This is a genomic window from Pseudoalteromonas sp. MMG024, from assembly GCF_021654175.1.
Lineage (GTDB): Bacteria > Pseudomonadota > Gammaproteobacteria > Enterobacterales > Alteromonadaceae > Pseudoalteromonas.
In genome coordinates this window covers 39,368-60,401 of sequence record NZ_JAKFZO010000011.1, presented here as the reverse complement: position 1 = coordinate 60,401, position 21,034 = coordinate 39,368, and the positions used below count along the sequence as shown (strand labels likewise).

Below are 21,034 nucleotides of genomic sequence, written 5' to 3'. Positions count from 1 at the left end.
AGTTACAATTAAGTTGTAATTTACTCGCATTTTTTAATAAAAAACGCTTTAATTAAAAGATTCACTTTAAGCATGCCTAGGGTCTGTTGACCTTTGCGGTTCTATTTTTGCTCTCTTTGAGCGTGCTTTTATCGCGGCGTTCGATGTGTGGCCTAGTCATCTAAGCGAATATCGAACAACAACAAGAAAAGTGCGCTCAAAAGAGCCGAGAGGCAGCGCTTGATTGGCTTTTTTACAGTGTTATCGGCTGACTCACATGGAATAACCATGCCACGCAGCCTCTGCCTTGTATAAAAGCCAGTCAAACTGCTGCAAAAACGAACTTTAAAGATCAACAGACCCTAATTACTAGGAGAACAAAATGGCATTAATGACTACAGAACAAGTTGCAGAATTTCTTGGTGTAAAAGAAGAACGCGTCCGTCGTTTAGAGCGTGAAAGCTTATTAATTGCGGCTGAAAAAGACGATGCAGGCAATGCCAAATTTAAAGAAGACGATGTAAAACGCTATAAAGAATTAGCTGAGCGTATTGGTGGTATTTAATCGTTTATAAACGGTTTTAGTGCTAAAGCATGGTTTTTAAAGCCATGCTTTAAATACCAAAAGTAACAAATGAAGTTATAAAGCTGCTGATATAAGTCTAGCTTTTCTAGTTGCTGTGAAGACACGCTCGGCAACTTAAAATAGCATGCAAGCAAGTGTTTTTTGTCATTGTTATTAAGTATCAGTGAGCTACAAAGCGCTGCTAAATCAAAGTAAACATCGTTAATCCCCACATATTCAAAGTCGATTAACCAACTCGTTTTATTTGAAAAAATTAGATTTTCTCGCACTAAGTCGTTATGACACACGCCAAGCTCATATGGGTAATCTTCTAACTTCGCAAGTAATTGATTAATTGTTGTTTGATAGTTTTTATATTCTGCTAGCTCAGTGTAACTACTAAAGAGTGTACTTAGATTTATCTCTTCATAGTCATAGTCACTATTCAAATTGTGTAAAACAACTAGTTTTGCGACTAACGATTTAAGGTGAAGCGATTTATTAAACTCTACGCTTTCAATAAATTGATAAGCAATCAGCTTATGTTTTTCACTAGTCGCTATAACGCTTGGCACAACATCTTCTTTTGCTAAATGCAGCTCAACTAAAGTCACTTTGAAGTTATTTTCACGATCAAAATGCTTTAATAGCAGAGTTTTTCCACACTGGGTTTCAACCCGAAAACAGGTATTGTTAACGCCTTGAGTAAGATAAAGCGCTTTTTTAGCTACAAACTCTAATCCAAGTTTAACTAGGTAGTCTTGGCATTGATTAAGCAAAAGCCAACTCTCTTTGCAGCTGAAAATGCTGGCGCCATTGCAAATAGCCCCAAATCACCATGCCAGTATAAATCGCAAATAGTACAACTGTTGGGTAATACCCTTTTTGTAGATACAGATAAATAGATGCCGCATCAATCACTAGCCAGTAAAGCCAGTTTTCAAGTACCTTTTTGGCAACTAAGTAAGTAGTCATTACCGCGAAACAGGTAGTAAAGGAGTCTAGGTAAGCAAAATCTGCATGCGTGTAATTATCCATCACATAACCCAAGGCTAGTGCAATTAAACTGGTTACAGTGATAATGATAAGGTGGGTATTAAACTGCCAACTTGAGATGGGTAATTCTTTTTTTTCTTTACCATTTTTCCAACAATAGAAACCATAAACCGCCATTGCCAAATAATAAAAATTCAGCAATGACTCCATTAATAAAGCTCCGTTCCAAAATAGCAGAGTGTAAATAAAGGTACTTGCAAAGGCACAAGGCCACGCCCACAAGCTTTCTTTCATCACAAACACTAAGTAAGCAAGGCCAAGCGCTACCGCGATATATTCCCAATAGCTCATTGCTGTAAAACCGCTTAAGGCTTGTGATAAAAATTCCATTTACACCTCTTTGTTAGGTGATAAATCACCACCAATAAATTTACACACAAAAATTGCCTTACCAAATTCTTGGTGAGAACGTTTAATTTCACTCGTTACTGCGTTCATTACCTCATCGTAGTCACCAAACACCTGCGTAGACATGGTATTAGTAATCACTTCTAGGTTTGCGTTCGCGTTTAAACGGTCAATAAACCCTTTAATAAATGGAATATAATCTTGATGCAGCGGGTATTTACTAATTTCTACAGATAATTTCATAGCTTTTAATTTCAGGTTTCAGGTTTCAGGTTTCAGGTTTCAGGTTTCAGGTTTCAGGTTTCAGGTTTCAGGTTTCAGAAGAGCCTAACAGCCACATCTGAAACCCAAATACATTACTTATAATTGAATTAATACTGATAGGTAAAACTTACACCAGCCATACGCGGCTCAGCAAATTGCACATAAGTATGGATTTCATCGTAATTGTACGGATCATTACCAAATTCAAAACCGCGCGTGGCATAGTCTTGATTAAACATATTGCGCACCCATGCACTGACTTCCCATGAGTCTAGGGCGTAACCAACTTTAGCATTCACCAAGTTTACACTGTCGGCTTTTGCGTCATGGCTATCTGAGAAATAGTAATCGTCTTTACCTTCAATGCCTAAATTAACATACAAGTTTTCAGTGGCATCGAAACGTGCCGAGAACGCGTAGTTGTAACGCGGAGCCTGGGCTTGTTCGCGACCGTCTTTGCTTTCGCCATCAGCATTCGCAAAATCATCCATGCGGGTACGTAAGTAACCAACAGCGCCATTTAAACTAATACGCTCGCTAAGTTGGTAACGACCATCAATTTCCAAACCATAATTGCGACCACTACCCGCATTACCTAAATAGCTTACGAATATGGGGGTTGAATTTTCCGTCGCTTTATATCCTTTGTAAGCTTTAACCTGCATATTATCGCGGTACATGTAAAATGCGGCCAATCTAAGTACTAAGCGCTGATCTTTAGACATTCCCTTAACGCCAAATTCACCACTCCATAAATACTCGGGGTCAAAATATTTAATGGTTTCAAAGAAACGTTGATCTACGCCTTCATCTCGAGCTTTTGCTAATGCTTCACCGTTGATACCACCCGCTTTATAGCCACTGGTGAGGCTGGTATAGATCATTGCTTGCTGGTTTACTTGGTGCTCAAGTGCAAGTTTTCCGCCTACCATTGAATCATCACCTGATTCTGAAAAGCCATTGTTATCAAAGTAATCATCTTGGTAATTTTCTGCACGCAAGCCCGTAATCAAAACCGTACGATCATCAATGCGTGTTTCCAATTGACCAAATACAGCAATGTTATCTATTTGATAGTTTGACTCAAAGTCTTGTACTTGCCATGTATAGGCGCGTGTTAAATCAACGTCTTTACTTTGATAATACACCCCAGCAATCCAGCTGCCATCTTTACTTTGCAGGTTTAACTCAGCGGAGCGGTGTTGACGATCTCGTAAATAGGCATCGGTTGAACTGTAGCCGCCTGGGTGAAGACCTGCACGGCATACCTCGGGCTTTTTAACATCTTTACACACCCAGTCTTCATCAAAACTATAGAGGGTGTCTGCATTTAATGCCGTTACATTAAAGTTGATATCAAAACTATCAAAACCTGAGAAATTATTACGCCAGCTAACGCCGTAACTTTCCTGGTTATCTTGCCCTGGCTGATCAGCCACTGATTTACGTGAATTATCGAGGGTAAACGCATCATAACCATTTTCAATATCGATATAATGTAGATTAAATTCACTAACAAACACATCGCTGAAATCTGTTTTTGCTTTAAAACGTGCAACCAGTTCATCTTGATCTTGGGTAGACTCATTTAAGTAAATGTTATCAACATAACCATCTGAGCTATTTTGGTACACGCTAGCACGCATACCAACAACATTATCAATACCGCCACCAGCAGCAATACCTAGGTTATAGGAATTGTAATTTCCGGCACCGAGCTGCAACTTAGCGCGTGTATCTGTCGTTGCTTCGCTTGTATCAATGTGGATCATGCCTGCCAGCGCGTCTGCGCCAAAGCGTGTTCCTTGAGGGCCTCGGTAAATTTCAGCTTGTTGTGTATCAAACAACAACGCTGCGCCACCTAAACCCGAGTAATTAATGCCATCAATTAATAACCCTACTGATGGATTAATCGGGTCAACAAATTGCGAACGTAAACCGATACCACGAATTTGAATAAAACGTCCACGCGAAGCGCCAGACGTATAATTAACGTTAGCAGCCGTATTTAGCATTTCATCCAAATGCACGGCATTACGCATTGCAATATCTTGCTCACCAAGTACATGCACACTTGCGCTTAACGTTTGAATACTTTCTTTTTTAAAGTCACCAGTAACAGTAATAACTTCAATATTGTCTGATTCTTGATTAGCAACACTGGTTGCTGAAATTGACGCGAGAATAGCTGCAGAAACGAGTTTTAAGCTAGTTTTCACTTTGGCATCCCATCTTTGATACATAGTAATTGCCGCATAGTTTATAAGAAGTTAATTGTGTAAGCGAGAAAAGTTCGTATCTGAGAGCATAAGTCATACCTCTTTAATCAAAGATTTAGGTAAACTGCTAAAAAAGATTTTGAGTAATAATTTATGACTTTTCGAATAGAACTAAAAGTAAGAGATTACGAATGTGACTTACAAGGCATTGTAAATAACGGTGTGTATTTTAATTACCTAGAACATGCACGCCACGAGTTTTTATATGCTAACAATGTCGATTTTGCCAAACTAGCTGCCGATAAAATTAACTTGGTGGTAATACGTAGTGAAATTGATTTTAAAACTTCATTGCAACCGGGCGACGAGTTTTATGTTGAAGTGAGCCCAGAACGCATTTCAAAACTAAAATTTGGTTTTCGCCAACGCGTTGTGAGAAAAAAAGATAACAAAGTAGCTATAGAGGCACTTGTTATTGGCACATCAGTAAATGAAAAAGGCAGGCCCTTTTTACCCGATGAGATCAATGACCTGTTCCCTTTAAATGGCAGCGAGTAATAATCATTAAAAAGGATGCGTGAGCATCCTTTTTTATTTAAGTAAAGGTGAAGATTCACTAAATTTACTAGTAAGATATTGGCTGAAATCAGCTCCGCAATTACTATGTCTAAGACTGTACTCTACAAATGCTTTCATATAGCCGAGTTTGTCGCCGCAATCATGACTTTTACCACTCATATGATGTGCTTCAACAATTTCACGTTCAATAAGCTTATCAATTGCATCTGTAAGTTGAATTTCTCCACCGGCTCCTACAGGTGTATTTTCCAATAACGGCCAAATATTATCTGATAACACATATCGCCCTACAACAGCTAAATTTGACGGAGCTTTGTCAATTTCAGGCTTCTCAACCATTGAATTAATTACTGCGTTATCACCTGGTTTTGTTGTCTCTTGACCAATATCAGCGATGCCATACTTATTAGTTTCTTCCTTTGGCACTTCTTGTAGCAAAATCTGGCTATGTTTTGATTTTTCAAACCGATTAACCATAGCAGATAAATTTTCACTACCTTGGTTGGCCGTACTCTCATCAAGGATTACATCAGGCAAAACAACTACGAATGGGTTATTTCTCACAATCGGTTTAGCACACAACACCGCATGCCCTAACCCTTTTGCTTCACCCTGTCTAACATGCATAATAGTAACTTCTTCTGGGCAAATCGATCTTACATCTTCTAACAATTGACGTTTCACTCGCTGCTCAAGCGTCGCCTCTAACTCGTATGACGTGTCAAAGTGATTTTCGATAGCATTCTTTGACGAATGCGTAACAAGCACAACTTCTTTTATTCCCGCAGCGACACATTCATCAACAATATATTGAATTAGTGGTTTGTCTGCCAAAGGAAGCATCTCTTTTGGGATAGCTTTGGTCATTGGCAACATTCTGGTGCCTAGGCCAGCTACTGGTATTACTGCTTTCACTGTTAATCCATTATTTTTTTAATGGATGGAATTTTTGCATAAAAAAATAGTGATTTCTACTGATAACCGTTTGGGTTTTGACTTTGCCAACGCCATGCATCGACCATCATATCGTCTAGTCCGCGCTGTGCTACCCAACCTAATTCATTTTTAGCTTTTTCAGGATTTGCATAACTCATTGCGATATCTCCCGAACGACGCGGTTTTATTTCAAACTTAACGGTTCTTTTTGACGCAACTTCAAAAGCTTTGACCATCTCAAGTACAGAGAAACCATTACCAGTGCCTAAGTTATAGACTAACGCCCCACTAGCTGATTCTAACTTGCTGAGCGCCTTTAAATGACCAAGTGCAAGGTCAACCACATGAATATAATCACGTACACCTGTACCATCCGGCGTGTTGTAGTCATCACCGAACACGCCTAAGCAATCCAATTTACCGATAGCGACTTGTGAAATGTAAGGCAACAAATTGTTTGGAATATCGTTAGGATCTTCACCAATCAGGCCTGATTTATGCGCACCTACTGGGTTAAAATAACGTAAAATTGCAAAACGCCATTTTTCATTTGATGCGGCTAAATCTTGTAAAATACGTTCAACCATGTATTTAGATGTTCCGTAAGGGTTACTTGTTCCCCCTACCGGAGCGGTTTCAACTACAGGTAGTGATTCGGGTGTACCATAAACATTTGCTGACGAGCTAAAGACTAATTTGTTAACACCTGCTCTATCCATTGCTGCGAGCAGATTGAGCGTGCCTTGAACGTTATTCTCATAATACTTATGCGGCATGGTAATAGACTCATTCACAGACTTTAGCCCTGCAAAATGAACAACACTATCAATACTATGCTTGGTAAAAATTGAATCTAACAGGTCAGAATCTAAAATATCACCTTGATAAAATGTTACTGACTTATCTGTGATGTGCTGAACACGCTTTAACGCTTCTTCGGATGAATTTGATAAGTTATCAATTACCACAACATCAAAATCCGTTTGCAAAAACTCAACTACAGTATGCGAGCCAATATACCCCGCCCCACCAGTAACCAGTACCGTCATTTGTTAAACCCTTAAACGTTATGAGTAGTAATCGCCAAATACTTGATAAAATCGTGTGAGTTCACTTTCACTTAGTTGGTTTATTCCAGCTGCTGCTGCTCGCCCACCACCGGTCGCAAATTGAGTTACTACTTTGTCTGCACCTTGCTTATTATTTAATGGCGCCCTAATACTCACAGTATAGCCCGACTCTTGATGATGAGTGAGTACCGCATGCGCTTTATTTGGTGATTGGTTTGCAAGTTCATTACCTAAAACGCCACTTACACGCCTTGCCCATGGTGCATCTTCCAATAAAATAACTTTAACCGAATCACTTTCATACATCACTTGCGCAGCTTGCGCCTTTGCCATATCCGCTTCATATAACGATTCTAATTGGTAAAAAATCGAATCTTTTTGCTCTATAACTTGCAAAGGTGATGGGTAATCAAGCAATAATTCAAACAGTTCTTGTGGGTGAAAATGTAAATCCTCAATCGAACTACCATAACCGTTATAGTTAATATAAACCCCCAACGCTTTTAGCTTGTCTTTTTGCTCTTGCGTTAATCCGAGTTTATTTGCTTCTACATCGGCAGTAGCAATCATATTATCGCCATACGCGGCAGTAATTGCCCAAAGATGATATTGCTTATCGAGTAAATCACTGACAATCAAGCTTGTACAAGTGTTAGCGTCTAAATCGATATGCGCTTCTAATTTATCATTTTGCGGAATACTACCTGCACGATGATGATCAACATAAAATACTTCTGCACCGGTATCTAAACACTTATGAAGTGCTTCCAGGTTTTTTTCTATCGAGATATCGAGCACGCGAATTTTATCACTTGGCTTAACATCTACCTGTTTAAGCAATTGAATATCGCGTTTAACACCAGTAATTTTTTTACTTTCAGTAGGATTTGCAAGCTGCAATTGAAGAAGAGCGATAATGCCATCGGCATCACCGTTAAATACGTCGTAGTTCATAATGATATGCACTTAAAAATAAAACAGATCTTGTAGACCTAAGCAACATTATGCAAATAACTTTTTATTCATAGATAAACCTTAGTCCGCAATTATCGACAAATACTATGGTTCAGTGCGCTTATTTTGCTTTAACTGCTCAAGTTCCATTTCAACCATCGCGAGTTTTTGCGCGATCCTGTCCATTTTAACTTGCGTTTTTGCACGCTCAATATCTGCTATTAGCGCTTTTAACATTAACAGTAAACACGCGAGAATAACCGGTAAAATTGGTGAGTAAGCAATGCCAACCCAACCAGCGGCAATATCTGCCACTTGCGGGAAAACACCTAACACTAAAATGGATATAGCCAGAATAAGCCAGCGAAAAGCAGCGCCCATAAGAATGGAATCACGGCGAATTAATAAAATAACAAATATAAAAAAAACAACAGCTAAGGATGCCGTAAAAAACTGATAAATTTCCATTTAAACTTTTTCAATCTCGTCAGATAATAAGTGCGCTTTTTTAGCTATTTTGCTTAAACACAACATAGTGGTATAACCCATATAATAAATTACCGCCCACCAAGAATAAAAAATACGAGAAATTCCTGACTCACGTCGCTGCATTTCAACATTGACTTCAGATTTTTCGATATGAAATGTTTTAAGCATCAATAGCACCCCAACATCTTGATATTCAAGCAAAGACGCTTCTTTTTTACTTAATACACTAATCGCCTGGTGGTCATACAAACGAAAACCTGAGGTTAAATCATTCACTTTAACACCAGACAAACCGCGGAAAAATTTCCAAGCAATACGACGAGACAGCGAACCCCGCGATGGACACGAACCTATCACTAAATTAGCGTTGGTCATTTTTTGATTGTCGATTAGATGCTGAATTTGAGAGGCTAAATGCTGCTTGTCGGCGTCAAAAGTAACTAAATGAGAATAGTTATTTTCATACGCATAACGCACACCGGTTTGCGTTGCTTTCCACGCCCCTAAGTTGTAGGGCATGCTCAATACTTTCGCCCCCGACTGTTTTGCTAACTGTGCTGTGTTATCGGTACTGGCATCGTCAACCACAACAATATCTCTGTACCCATGCATCAACAAATCATGAATGACATCTTGAATTGTCGCTTCTTCGTTATGTGCTGGGATAACAATCAACATTTCGTTGCAACTGACTTTAATATTCTAACAAAAGCTCTAGTCTAAATGATATTCGTTATCTAGCATAGCTTTATCGGTAATAATCTGTTTATATACTTGAGTTGTTTGCGCAGCAACCTGATCTAAGTTAAACACCTCATCAAACCTACGCTTTGCATTAACCCCTAAGGCCAATAAGTTAGCTTTATTGTTATAGATTTCAATTAGCTTTTCATACAAGGCATCAACACTATTATTTTTTACTACGTATCCTGTAAGCCCATCTTGTACGACCCAAGACATACCACTCCCTTCAACATCGGTTACTAGCGCGGGCTTGCTATGCATTGCAGCTTCTAATAACACCACCCCAAAGGCTTCTGTTTTTTCGATTGACGGTAAGCACAACAAGTCTGTATTAGCTAATTGAGTAGCTATTTCACTATCTGAAACCCGCCCTAAAAAGTTTACACGCGACTGCAACCCAAGCGCTGCTGACTGTTCTATCAGCTCTTGTTTCAACTCACCATCACCGATAACAGATAAGTTAACACTAACTTCGACAGATAACTTAGCTATGGCTTTAAGCAGTAATGAATGCCCTTTATAGTAAGTTAATCTACCAATCATTAATAAATTCAATTGATTAATCGTTTGCGCACAAGACGGCGCTACAGTCGAATTTCGAATACCAATAGGAATTACACAACATTTATCTTTAAACGCGTTTAACCCTACGCTATGCGCCAAGTAAGGAGGTGACGTAACTAAGATTTTACGTGCAATCGTCAACAAGCGCTTTTCTAATACTCGGTAAAACGGATAAAGTAGCTTTATTTTCAGATCAGGTACTGCACCTATCACATCAGAATGCCAATGCACTACCCAAGGGATTTTCCGCGTTTTTTTTGAGAACAAACATGCAAATGCCGATAGATTAGGCATATGGATATGAATTAGGTCAGGCTGAAAATCATCGATCACTTTATTAAGCTGCTGTAAAAAGGAAGAGGCAATCGGCGCATAAGCCACAACCCCATTTAGCTTAACTTTTAGCACTTGAACTTGATTAATAGTACTAAATTCACTCGCCATCCCTATTGTATCGTGGTGCGCTAGCACGAAAGGAGTTACCGTTTCACGATAAACATGATTTTCAACTAAATCTTGATTAACTTTTTCGATACCTCCAAAAAAAGGGAAGTAATACTTCCCTATATGTAATACTTTCAAAAACCGCCCTCCTAAAAAACAAAGAGCAGTGTATATCTTACTATGTGTTCTTTCTAGTTACTTTAGTTCTAGCTTGGAGCAATAAAATTATAGCTGTAAAAAGTAATAGCCAGAGTATAGTGCCTGAGGACTTTTTCTTCGGCGGCTCGATAATGATTGGTTTCGCTGTGGTTTTAGTCGAAATTTCAACCAGATTATCCTCAGAATTATCATCTACTCGATTACTTGTTACAGATAGATTTATAGAGCCGTCACCAACTTGATTAAACATCACGGTAACTTGAATATTGGCGCTTTCACCTTTAGTAAGAGGCTCATTGCCCTTACACAAATGACCTGTTGAGTTCTCCTCACAGGTAACAATACCCGAATTTATAATTGAAACCGTATTGCCAATAGCCGCTATGTTTAATTCAAACATCTCTGCTTGAGACAAGCCGTTATTTGAAATAACAATTGAAATTTCTTCGCTATTTCCTTCAATAGCATTTAATGAAGAGTTACTTGTTGTAAGATTTAAGTCGGTCGTCTGCAGACCAAATCGCCCGCTACCCTGATTATAACGAATATGACTTCTTCCATCTTTAGAGATACTTACAATATCTAAGTCGTCATCTGAATCTACATCAGCAACTTTAAATTTGCTTGCACCTTCACTAGTGAATACAGTCGGTGACAACTTATAACCATTTTCCATACGCTCTAGGTAAGTAATATCACCATTTTCGGCTAGAAGTAAGATTTCGCTTGCCTCATCACCAAGTAAATTATCAATGCTAATATCGATATACTCAATACTCGATAGGGACTCTATTTCTGTACCTGAATTATTAAGTACTCGAACACCATCTTGGGACAATGTGACTATGTTGAGAATACCGCTCTCTAATAGCTCAGCAGTTAAGACACGTTGGACATTAGAAATTGAAGTCTGCTGTTTTTCGAACTCGCCTACTTCAGTTTGAATCCAAAGCTCTAGAGGTGCCTCTGAAATTGCTAAGATCATATCCTCTAGGCCGTCACCATTTAAATCAGCACTAGTCAAATCATTGACTTGAACTTGATCACCTAACGTAAATTGTACAGATCGATTTGTAGATTGAATTAGCGACTCAAATGGTTGAGCGAATATACTGAACCCTGGCTGAGAATTGTCAAGGAAGACAACATCTTCAACTTCATCACCTGTAACATCAAATACAAACACAGCTTTACTAGGTAATTTTGAGAGTATTTGTATTGATGCGGTGCTTAGGTCTCCAGAGTTAAACCAAACTCCTGAGCCATATTCAGATTCGGTTGCAAAAATAATATCATTGTTACCATCACCATCTAAGTCCGATATTTCAACATCTAAAACATTTTCAGAACTTAAAACATTGGCACCTAATATATATTGCCCTGCGCCCTGGTTGAGATATATAGAACTAGTTTTGTTACCTGCATAAATAATATCAATCAGATCATCATTATTCATATCACCCAAAGCAAAACTATTTACATCGGTAATATCTATCGAAGCCCCAACCTCATCTGATTTAGACTCCGTAATTGCCTTCGCTAATTTATTGTTTTTCGTGTACCCGCTATTAAAATCTAGTGTCGCTGTTGATACAAATTCGCCGGCCGAATTTGCAGATAGTGTCACCAGCACAATTTCCTTAGCATTAGGTTCTAATGATTGCGGAATCTGACAATTAATAGAAGCGTCTGACACTGAACATTCATTAGTCACCTGTTCAATAGTCACACCTTCAATATCTATAGACAATGCATCAATAGAAATACTTTGAGACGAATTATTCGCAATTTCTAATGTCAGTAAGAATGCATCCCCAACTAAAATAGGTGATACGCTTATTTCCTGACTAACAATCAAATTGGAATTATCAAATGCGATCACTTCGACCGAGAACGCTTGCTGCTGTGTTAATTCACCATCAGATGCCTCCAAAACGATAGGAATTGATTGACCAATCAACTCACTTGATGGAGTTCCAGTAAGTTTAGTGCCATTGAGTTCAATCCAATCTGGTTTAGTCAAAGCCCTTACAGAAGTAGATTCACTATCGATATCCGATATTTTCACATCATAACTATAGAGTTCTTCACCTACAGCGACCGTATTTGGTTGAGAATCAAATTTAGGGGCATCGTTAACATTCTCTACAGTAATCACAACCTCAGCTAAATTGGAGCGCAAGCCAGCCTTATCAGCAATTGAATAACTAAAACTATCATTTCCAAAATAATTTGAATTTGGAGTGTAGATTACCCCCCCAGAATTATTAACTACTGCAGAACCATTGCGAGGCTGATTCAACTCAATAGAGGAAAGATCTAATTCTCCCTCCGCGTCAGTATCATTTTCCACCACATTAATCGTTGCCACTGAATCTTCATTAACAATTACTGAATCGTCATTTGCTAGTGGGGCGGTATTGCTAGTGGTGAAAAACCAATTTGTAATTTCTAGTGCTGTATTTCCAATAGTATCTTGAACGGCTCCCTGCTCAACAAGCACTTGGTATCGCGCCTCTACTTTTAAGTCGACACCAAATGAAAACTCAATTGTGTTTCCTAATATTGTTCTTTGAGACGCTTCTACAGTGTCACCATTATCAATATCAATTAGCTTGATTTTCCCAGACCCTAGTTCAATCGATTCGTCAAAATCAATACTGAACGAAGTCGTTACAGGAATTGAGTCACTATTATTCACAGGAATTAGACTCTCTACTTTTGGAGCTAAGCTATCGTAAGAAACTAAAACCTCTAATGACTCTACATTACCATTTCCTAGCTGATCTAGAGCAACATCTTCAGGAATAAATAGTTTGATTTGAAGAGATTGTGAACCTGTAACATCTACACTATAACTCGACCCTGAAAGTGCTACAAAATTACTCAATTGCCCGTTTACAACCTGGATGTCAGAGATATCGAATCCTGTCACACTATTAGTAAAGTCAATTGTAGTCGTAAACGTTGATTTTGCTTTCTCTGGAGCATTTATTGTAACTCTGACCTTAGTGTCATCTATCGCTATGTCTAGCTGATTAGAAGCTTGATTAGCATTGCCATTACTGTCTAATGCGCTGTTTTCAGGTATTGAGATTGTGACTGAATTACCTGTTGAGGGTGCAATTGTCGCTGTATAATTACTCCCAGAACCATCAAGTGAAACAACACTAGCATTTGAAACAGAAATGTCTGAGCTTTCAAAACCAGTTACCGGTTCCGAGAAAGCTATTTGAATATCAAACTTGGCTCCGCCGACTTGAGCTGGACCACTAATAGCAACAGTTGGTCTTGAACCATCAAAAGAGACACTCTTTTGTTCAGCTGCAGTATTATTATTCCCGGCCGCATCCGAAGCAACGCCAGCCAAAATATCAATTAAAACGATACCATCAGATGACGGTGTTACATCTATTGAATAGCTACCAGAGCCATTATCGGTAAAGTTGCTGAGAACCGCATTAGTTGCGTTAACGTCCCCAATGTCGAAATCTAAAACTATTTCACTAAAAGCAACTGAAATAGAGAAACTGTTAGTTTGAGTAGTGCTAGGGGCCGTAATAACAACAGTTGGCAAAGTTATGTCATATTCAACACTTAACTGACTGGACGCCAAATTGCCATTATTTGCATTATCCGTGGCAACATTTTCTGCAACATCCAGTGTAACCGTTCCCTCAACCCCTGGAGTCACTGTAACGGAATAGTCGCTACCTGAACCACTGAAACCAGATAACGCAGCGTTTCCGACAACAATGTCGTTCACGTCGAAGCCCGTTACCACTTCTGAAAAATTAATGCTTGCCGAGAATGAGCCTTTGTTAGCTACTTTATTCGTACTGATAGTCACTACTGGTTTTGTATTGTCGGAGATAAAGTTCACCGTTTGAACGTCATTACCATTGCCCGCACTATCTCTAACTTGGTTAGCCGGTAAGGTTATGCTAACTGGTCCATCTGCAAGCGCATTAAAAGTGATATTCGCACTGTTTCCATCAGTTACAGAAAAATCAGATACACTTGCGTTTACCAATGTTAAATCACTTTTACTGACACTCAACGTGTCAAGATCAGTAGCAAAATCAATCGTTACAACAAATGGCAATGAGTTATTCAAGGTATTACCATTTTGACTTGAAGTCATCGTGATAATGGGCTTTACATTATCCACATTAATTGATTGCGAAGACAAACTCGCTATTGAGCTACCTGCACTGTTTCTTGCCACGCTCGCTTTTATCGAAAAAGCTAACGTGCCATCTCCTGAGATATTTGACAAGACTATTTCAGGAGTTGTAGTTGTACCATTATTAACTGAAACAGAGGCGCTCGCTGTACCCGTTGTTGTAAGTAGCACATCACTCACAGTTAGATTAACTTCTTCAGCGTTGGTAAATGTAATTGGGAATGAAACAGGGCCTGTATTGGTTAACGTCAAACTTGGTACACCAATTGTTGTAACAATATCCTGTGCGCTATCTATTACCTTTATAGTTGTGGAAACCGGATCAACAGAGAATGCAATAGAGTTACTCGTACCGGTAATTGACGAGGTAGATGATGAAAAAATGGTTTGACTGTTCACATTGGGCATATCAACTCCAACAGTCAATGTACAAGATGCTCCTACAGCTAAGCTACCACCACTGAATGATAAAGTTGAGCTCCCCGATAGAGAGCCTCCACATTGAGTTGCAGAGCCAATGTTCGCACTCGAGCCTGATAAAGCACTGTTGAAATCCTCAGTGAAAGCTATATTCGTAATAGGCTGTGATCCTGAATTCATTAAAGTATATTCGAGTGTCGCAGCGCTGTTGTCGTTAACAAAATCTGACGTGAATTTAGCTGTTACCTCGAGAGGTACATCTACTTTCAATTGCGCAACCAATGCATCAATTGAAACACTTGACCCTACGCTGTATGTTACAGAGCTTGTTATTGCGTTATAGCTGCCTAAAGCGGCTCCTCCAGGAATCGTTATTTCAAGGTCAAAACTGCAATTCTGACCTGATTGAAGGTTGCCACCGGTCAATATCAATAATGTTGTTCCAGTTAGGGCCGAACCAGAACCGCAAACATTACTCAAATCGCCGCCAGTATAGACTGTTCCTGATATAAGTTCTGATAAGTTATGAGTAAAAACTATTGAAGTAGCATCTGTAGGCCCTACATTATTAAATGAATATCTTGCAGTAACTGTGCTGCCTGGAATCGCGGAACTTAGAAACTCTAGAGTTCCTTCAAGACCAGCCACCACTAAATCACTAGATGCTGATTTACCAGTAACATTCAACCCATCAACGGTCGCTGTCACATTAGAAGTAGTAGCGTTAAACTCACCAGGTGTAACACCGTTTGGTATATTAAGCGCGAGGTTAAAATTACAACTCGAGTCTGGCGATAAACTCGCTCCGGTAAGAGTGACAAAACTGTCCCCTGCCGACCCAGTTAAACTAGAACCAGAGCCACATACACCTGACAATGGAAGGTTAGAAGCTGTTAAACCAGATAGAACGCTATTTAAGTCAAGTGTAAAGCCAATGTTAGATGCAGCTGCAGGACTAATATCTCGGTGCGATAAAGTGAATACTGCATTTGCTGAATCCCCACCTAATACGCCTTTTGGCATATCTACTTTTAAGCTTGGAGCACCCACTACAGTAATTGAAAAACTGGGGAGTTTTGGGTTAACTGTTTGCGCATTTACCGTAGCCGAGGCGGACGTCATTGTATAGTTTAACACACTCGTCTCTAGTCCAGATGGTATCGTAACGTCCGCTGTAAATGTACAGGACCCGTTTGCTGCTAAATTACCACCTGTCAACTGCAACCCTTGCCTGTCAGAATCAATAAATACCAGTGATAATGAAGAGCCTGCTCCACATGGAGGGTTGGGCGTAGGCGGAAGTGCAGCACTTATAGGGAATGGCAGCCCACCAGTTAACTCAAGCAAAGCCTGAAGGTCAGTTACTGACGAGTTACTAGTATCGGAAAAAGTGAATTCCACACCTACGGTGCTACCAGCAGCAACGCTAGAGACACTATCGCCACTTTGAGTAAAACGTAACGCGGCTGTAGGAGCTCCAACAACAACAAGATCAGTTGTAGCCGTGCCTTTAGATACGCTGTCGATTAGTACGGTACTTGAATTAACTTTATATGATCCAGGAGTTGTACCCAGTGGTACATTTACATCAACGCTAAATGTACAACTCTGTTCCGCACCTAACGAGCCATTGGAAAAAGTAATAAGTGAACTGCCACTTCCTGACAAATCGCCATTGCCGCATACATTATTCACTGCAGAAGATGTCCAACTAATCCCTGCAATTGAACTTGGCGTAAGCGCATCTAAATCCACCGAAAAATCAATATCAGATGCTGAAGACGAGCGCTCAAAGTTTGTTATCGTAAATTGCAGCTGAGTACTTTGCCCAGGAGAAACTGGCGACAGCACATCCATAATCAAAGCTGGTTGACTTATTACAATATCATCAGCAGCGTAACCTAAAGCTCCCATTTGATAATTAATTAGAGATGACGCAACTGTACCACTTACGGGCTTCTTAGCTTTTAAATTTTGACTAACGCTGCATGTTGCCCCAGCATCAACAGCGGCGACGTCAAGCCCCCCTCCAAATGACAGTGAGAAGGTGCTATCTCCAGGTGCACCAACACTGCCGCCTGTGAAAACATTAGCATCACAAGTATTGGTTGTGTCAGGAAAATCTGATATTTCCAGCCCGTCAGGCAGTGCAAAGCTTGCGGTTAAAGAGCTCGCTAATGAACCATTTAAAGAGTTATCAAATGTCAGTGTTGCTCTAATATTTTCTCCTACAACAGCAGTTCCTGATGCAAATGAAAAAGACACTCCAGGTCGAGATGTATTTACAACTAAATCATCATTAGCTGATGATGTCGTATCACTTCCAATGGTGATTGATGGCATTGTAAAAGTGTGAGTACCGGGTGTTGAACTTGTTGTCCAAACGGTAACAGAACATACACTACCTGTAGCTAGAGAACCATTTGACAAACTAAAACTTGTCCCCCCGGCAGTAGCGGTTACCTGAGAGTCAATACCGCAATCGCTAGAGGCTATTACTGGATCAGAAATAGTAACTCCTGCAGGCAAAGGCGCTGTAAATGATATATTTCTATCACTTGTGCCACTTCCATTGTTTAGAGTCATAACTAACGGACTACTAGCACCTGGGCCTATAGTATCAGTTGAAAAAACTGGAGTAACTGAAGATGCTGCATAGCTGTTGCAGGCTGCGCTTATCAACGCCCCCCCAAACAACCACGAAAGTTTTTTATTTATATTTATCATTACGCTACGCTCAGGAGAACACTGCTCTGTTTATTGGGGAAAAATAAACAGTAATTTTAGTATAGAGCCAGCAGCACCACAATCTATTCACAAAGATTAATTTTTGTTAATCTAAGTAATAAAGTATTACAGAAAAAAGTATCTGATGAAAAAGCCTTTAATTACGCTGTCTCTGGCTCTATATTTTGTGTTATTGACTGCATGTTCAAGCACATCTGACCAGAATAAGAACCAAGAAATTGCACAGACTTTCCGCCTAAACCAAGGTATCGAAGTCCGACTTTCAGTACCACAAGGGTTCAAGTTAACGCAAGAGCATTATGGTTTTATACAACCCGAATCTTTTTCGCGTATAAAGATTAGTGAAGTGGAAATTCCCTATCAAACATATCTAACGCAGTTAACACCTGAGAACTTTCTTAAAAATCAGCTACAACTAATGAAATCAGAAATCGTAGAAGTAAATGATGCAAAGTGTTCATTATTGACATTTAAACAGGTAATTTCTGGCACCTATTATGAAAAGTTGTGGTTAATTGCAGGCGATAAGTTGTCGAGTATTAAAATTGAGGCAAGTTATCCTGAAGGGTCTTCAATGAATCACAAGGCTGCGATAAAGAAAAGCTTATTTAGCACCGCAGTAGAAACCGATAATTCGTCTCGTTTATACACAGGCTTGCCTTTTTACTTCAAAGATACGAGTGGGTTCAAACTTGTTCAGAGAAATTTAAACTCTGTTGTGTTTATTTCAAATAAAATTAAAGGTGCCACAGTTGTTGTTAGTCACGGAAAACTAGCCAAACCGATAGATAATATCGAGCAACTAAGTAATCACTTTTTATCAAATAGTAATAGTATTTCGGATCCTGAAATTATATCCAATAATCAGATAAAGATAGATTCAATCCCTGCGCTCGCGACCCAAGCCTATGCTTTGCATCAAAGCAATCAATCTTGGGTTTATCAAATTACATCATTTCAAAAAAATAAATTTCTAGTCGTTCAAGCCCTCAGCAAGAAGCCAGAACGGGTTGAGTTTATACAAGAATTAGAACAACTCATTGAACAGTTTAAATTTAAATAGCCCTATTTAACGTGCTGTACGGCATAGTGATAATTTATGCCGTACATACTTACAATTTAAATGTAAAAGACTCAGGTAATAAACAAACCTGATCACTACAGGCCTGCAGTTCCAGCGTTAGCCAGCTGCCATAACTTGGTAACCTAACTTTTATTTTTTCATCAAATAAGCTTAAAGGCTGTTCACTAAATCCTAGTTTTTTCTCTATTGGTTGGGGATAAAAACTACTATCAATAGCACTTCCGTCAATAGATATTGAAGTTGCTAATAGCGATGCTTGATTTGGCGAGTTTGAGTTGATATGCCATCCAGGCTTTAGCTCTATTGTTAAATATGGCGTGGTATCAGGCAACCCTTCAATTGATATCATACCGTTTCCCTGAGCAAATGATGCCCTGCCAACTGGGTGAACTGCGCTCGAAAACACTTTTGCAACACTAAATGCAGAGATCGGAGCGCGTAGATACGCTTTTTGAACGTCTTTTTTGCGCTTTCTATAAGCACTAGCTATTACACTATCAGAATATCGGTAACGCTCCGAAAGTGACAAAAATAGAGCATCGACTGATATTAATTCGCCATCATTTACATTTAGAATCTTTTTATTTAACTTTTGATCACCAATAATATTATGAAGCAAGCTCTTTGCTTTATTACGCCATTCATTATTAAATGTCGCGATGTACATTCTGTCATACACCTGCGCCAAATATGTATAGTCTTCGAGTGCTGCATCTCCCCCAGCTGTATCAAGATAAACGGCTCGTTTTAATGTACCTTGCACAATAAGATTATCCTCAAGGTATTCTATTAATTGCTCTGCTGACTTTAAATAATTATGTTCAGAGGTAACAAAATACAATTCAATCAATGCATCAACAAAAAGTGCATTCCAAGACAGCAATATTTTTTTATCGATATGTGGTAGAGGAAGACTTTCTCTACTTTCCCTCAGTGTATTACGTGCAATAGGCGGTAAATCAGAGTTACGTAAGTATGGTGCAAATAACTCTTTGTCTTTAAATTGATACCATAAGAAGGCATCTTTTATTTCTTTACTTAAAAGTGCTTTATCTTGCCTGCTAAACAGATAATAACCCCCTTCTTGATTCTGATAGTCGGCATCAATTGCGCTATAGTAACCACCTTCAGGAGAACGCATTACGTGCGTAGCAAATGCTAAGGTATCTATGGCAACATCAAGATAATCAGGTCGTTCCAACAAATGACTAGCACGTGCAAAAACTTGAATTAAAAGCGCTTGGTTATAAAGCATTTTTTCATAGTGTGGCAACTGCCAAAAGGCATCAGTTGCATACCTGTGAAACCCACCATGAACATGATCACGAATGCCTTTTTGACTTAAATTATCTAACCACACAACCAACTTTTTCTTTAATTCATTGGATGGATTTATCTTGTATTGCTCTAGGCTTAGTAACAATAAAGCCTCACTAGGAAACTTAGGAGCACCTGGTAATCCTCCAAAATCAACATCTAACTGATTTAATGTGTCTGATATATTTTGAGTAACGCGTTCGAGCGACCACTTTGCATTATTATCGCTACTAGGTGCCGTAACTTGTTGGGTAATATTTGTAGCCACTTGCTCCAGGCGCTTTGGACTTTTTTCCCAAATAGTAACTAAGCGGGCGCTAATCTTTAATAAGTCGGATTTAGATACGTATGAATCAATCCAAATTGGCTTAGCATCAGGTGTTAAAATAGCAGTTATCGGCCACCCGGCACTGCCTTTAACCGTTGTAAGTACCTCTGTAAAATATGCGTCAACAGCAGGCTGTAATTCTCTATCTACCTTTAGGTTAATAAAGTTTTGATTAAGAAATTCAGCAACTTCAATATCGACAAAACTTTCTTTTTCCATCACATGGCACCAGTGACATGTTGAATAACCTATTGATAAAAAAATTAGTTTATTTTTTTGTTTCGCATTATTAAGTGCTTTGTCACTCCACGCTTGCCAATTTATCGGGTTGACAGCGTGTCGAAGTAGATAGGGGGAGGCTTCAACCACCAGTCCATTCAAATAAACTTGCCTTGGTTTTTCTATCCCTGCGGAATACAACAACTCATCAATGACAGTAGCCTTTTCTTTGTATTGATCAAGCCAATTTGTAAACTCTACGTTATTTATGTTTACATTAATTGGAGGCATTACTATTGCGTTAAGTGCAAAACTAAACACTAGGTAAAAAGCTAAAATTACGTATTTAAAATAATTCACGG

The 21,034-nt window shown here is 39.1% G+C and carries 15 protein-coding genes; 3 read left to right on the top strand and 12 right to left on the bottom strand.

Annotated features, from left to right (window positions below; translation table 11 throughout):
- Positions 1 to 361 precede the first annotated feature (361 nt).
- Positions 362 to 544, top strand: a complete 183-nt coding sequence (locus tag L1068_RS12140; RefSeq protein ID WP_054979053.1) for a helix-turn-helix domain-containing protein — start codon at positions 362 to 364, stop codon at positions 542 to 544.
- Here L1068_RS12140 and L1068_RS12135 read toward each other — a convergent pair.
- The 4 genes from L1068_RS12135 to L1068_RS12120 all read right to left on the bottom strand — a co-directional run bounded on the left by L1068_RS12135 (position 541) and on the right by L1068_RS12120 (position 4,455).
- A complete protein-coding gene (locus tag L1068_RS12135) occupies positions 541 to 1,323 on the bottom strand; it encodes a phosphotransferase (RefSeq protein ID WP_237130493.1) in 783 nt (260 codons plus the stop codon). The two genes, L1068_RS12140 and L1068_RS12135, sit on opposite strands and share 4 nt — an antisense overlap.
- On the bottom strand, positions 1,316 to 1,930 hold the full coding sequence (gene pnuC / locus L1068_RS12130; protein WP_237130492.1) for a nicotinamide riboside transporter PnuC: 615 nt from the start codon (positions 1,928 to 1,930) through the stop codon (positions 1,316 to 1,318). Before pnuC ends, L1068_RS12135 begins: the two co-directional genes overlap by 8 nt.
- Entirely contained in the window at positions 1,931 to 2,191 is a 261-nt protein-coding gene (locus tag L1068_RS12125) for a YkoF family thiamine/hydroxymethylpyrimidine-binding protein (RefSeq protein WP_100912601.1), read from the bottom strand.
- A gap of 128 nt (positions 2,192 to 2,319) precedes the next feature.
- Positions 2,320 to 4,455, bottom strand: coding sequence for a TonB-dependent receptor (locus L1068_RS12120; protein ID WP_237130491.1), 2,136 nt, complete (start codon positions 4,453 to 4,455; stop codon positions 2,320 to 2,322).
- Between the two features lie 129 nt (positions 4,456 to 4,584).
- On the opposite strand from L1068_RS12120, the gene L1068_RS12115 reads away from it, so the two are divergent.
- The gene (locus tag L1068_RS12115; protein ID WP_237130490.1) at positions 4,585 to 4,989 is read left to right on the top strand and encodes an acyl-CoA thioesterase; all 405 of its coding nucleotides are present in this window, start codon (positions 4,585 to 4,587) and stop codon (positions 4,987 to 4,989) included.
- Positions 4,990 to 5,022: 33 nt separating this feature from the next.
- On the opposite strand, the gene galU is transcribed toward L1068_RS12115, so the two are convergent.
- The 7 genes from galU to L1068_RS12080 form a co-directional block, all read right to left on the bottom strand.
- The gene (gene galU, locus L1068_RS12110; protein WP_343221916.1) at positions 5,023 to 5,925 is read right to left on the bottom strand and encodes a UTP--glucose-1-phosphate uridylyltransferase GalU; all 903 of its coding nucleotides are present in this window, start codon (positions 5,923 to 5,925) and stop codon (positions 5,023 to 5,025) included.
- Positions 5,926 to 5,981: 56 nt separating this feature from the next.
- Positions 5,982 to 6,995, bottom strand: coding sequence for a UDP-glucose 4-epimerase GalE (gene galE / locus L1068_RS12105; RefSeq protein WP_237130489.1), 1,014 nt, complete (start codon positions 6,993 to 6,995; stop codon positions 5,982 to 5,984).
- A gap of 18 nt (positions 6,996 to 7,013) precedes the next feature.
- On the bottom strand, positions 7,014 to 7,970 hold the full coding sequence (locus L1068_RS12100) for a DHH family phosphoesterase (RefSeq protein WP_237130488.1): 957 nt from the start codon (positions 7,968 to 7,970) through the stop codon (positions 7,014 to 7,016).
- Positions 7,971 to 8,075: 105 nt separating this feature from the next.
- Positions 8,076 to 8,438, bottom strand: a complete 363-nt coding sequence (locus L1068_RS12095) for a DUF2304 domain-containing protein (RefSeq protein WP_237130487.1) — start codon at positions 8,436 to 8,438, stop codon at positions 8,076 to 8,078.
- Positions 8,439 to 9,137, bottom strand: a complete 699-nt coding sequence (locus L1068_RS12090) for a glycosyltransferase family 2 protein (RefSeq protein ID WP_237130486.1) — start codon at positions 9,135 to 9,137, stop codon at positions 8,439 to 8,441.
- A 36-nt stretch (positions 9,138 to 9,173) separates the two neighbouring features.
- Positions 9,174 to 10,349 (bottom strand): glycosyltransferase, encoded by a 1,176-nt coding sequence (locus tag L1068_RS12085; protein WP_237130485.1) that lies wholly within the window; start codon positions 10,347 to 10,349, stop codon positions 9,174 to 9,176.
- A 40-nt stretch (positions 10,350 to 10,389) separates the two neighbouring features.
- The gene (locus L1068_RS12080; RefSeq protein ID WP_237130484.1) at positions 10,390 to 17,703 is read right to left on the bottom strand and encodes an Ig-like domain-containing protein; all 7,314 of its coding nucleotides are present in this window, start codon (positions 17,701 to 17,703) and stop codon (positions 10,390 to 10,392) included.
- A 145-nt stretch (positions 17,704 to 17,848) separates the two neighbouring features.
- Here L1068_RS12080 and L1068_RS12075 point away from each other — a divergent pair, with 145 nt between their 5' ends.
- Positions 17,849 to 18,787: a hypothetical protein gene (locus tag L1068_RS12075; protein WP_237130483.1), complete on the top strand. Its 939-nt coding sequence runs from the start codon at positions 17,849 to 17,851 to the stop codon at positions 18,785 to 18,787.
- A 49-nt stretch (positions 18,788 to 18,836) separates the two neighbouring features.
- On the opposite strand, the gene L1068_RS12070 is transcribed toward L1068_RS12075, so the two are convergent.
- Positions 18,837 to 21,032, bottom strand: a complete 2,196-nt coding sequence (locus L1068_RS12070) for a DUF255 domain-containing protein (RefSeq protein WP_237130482.1) — start codon at positions 21,030 to 21,032, stop codon at positions 18,837 to 18,839.
- Between the last annotated feature and the right edge of the window lie 2 nt (positions 21,033 to 21,034).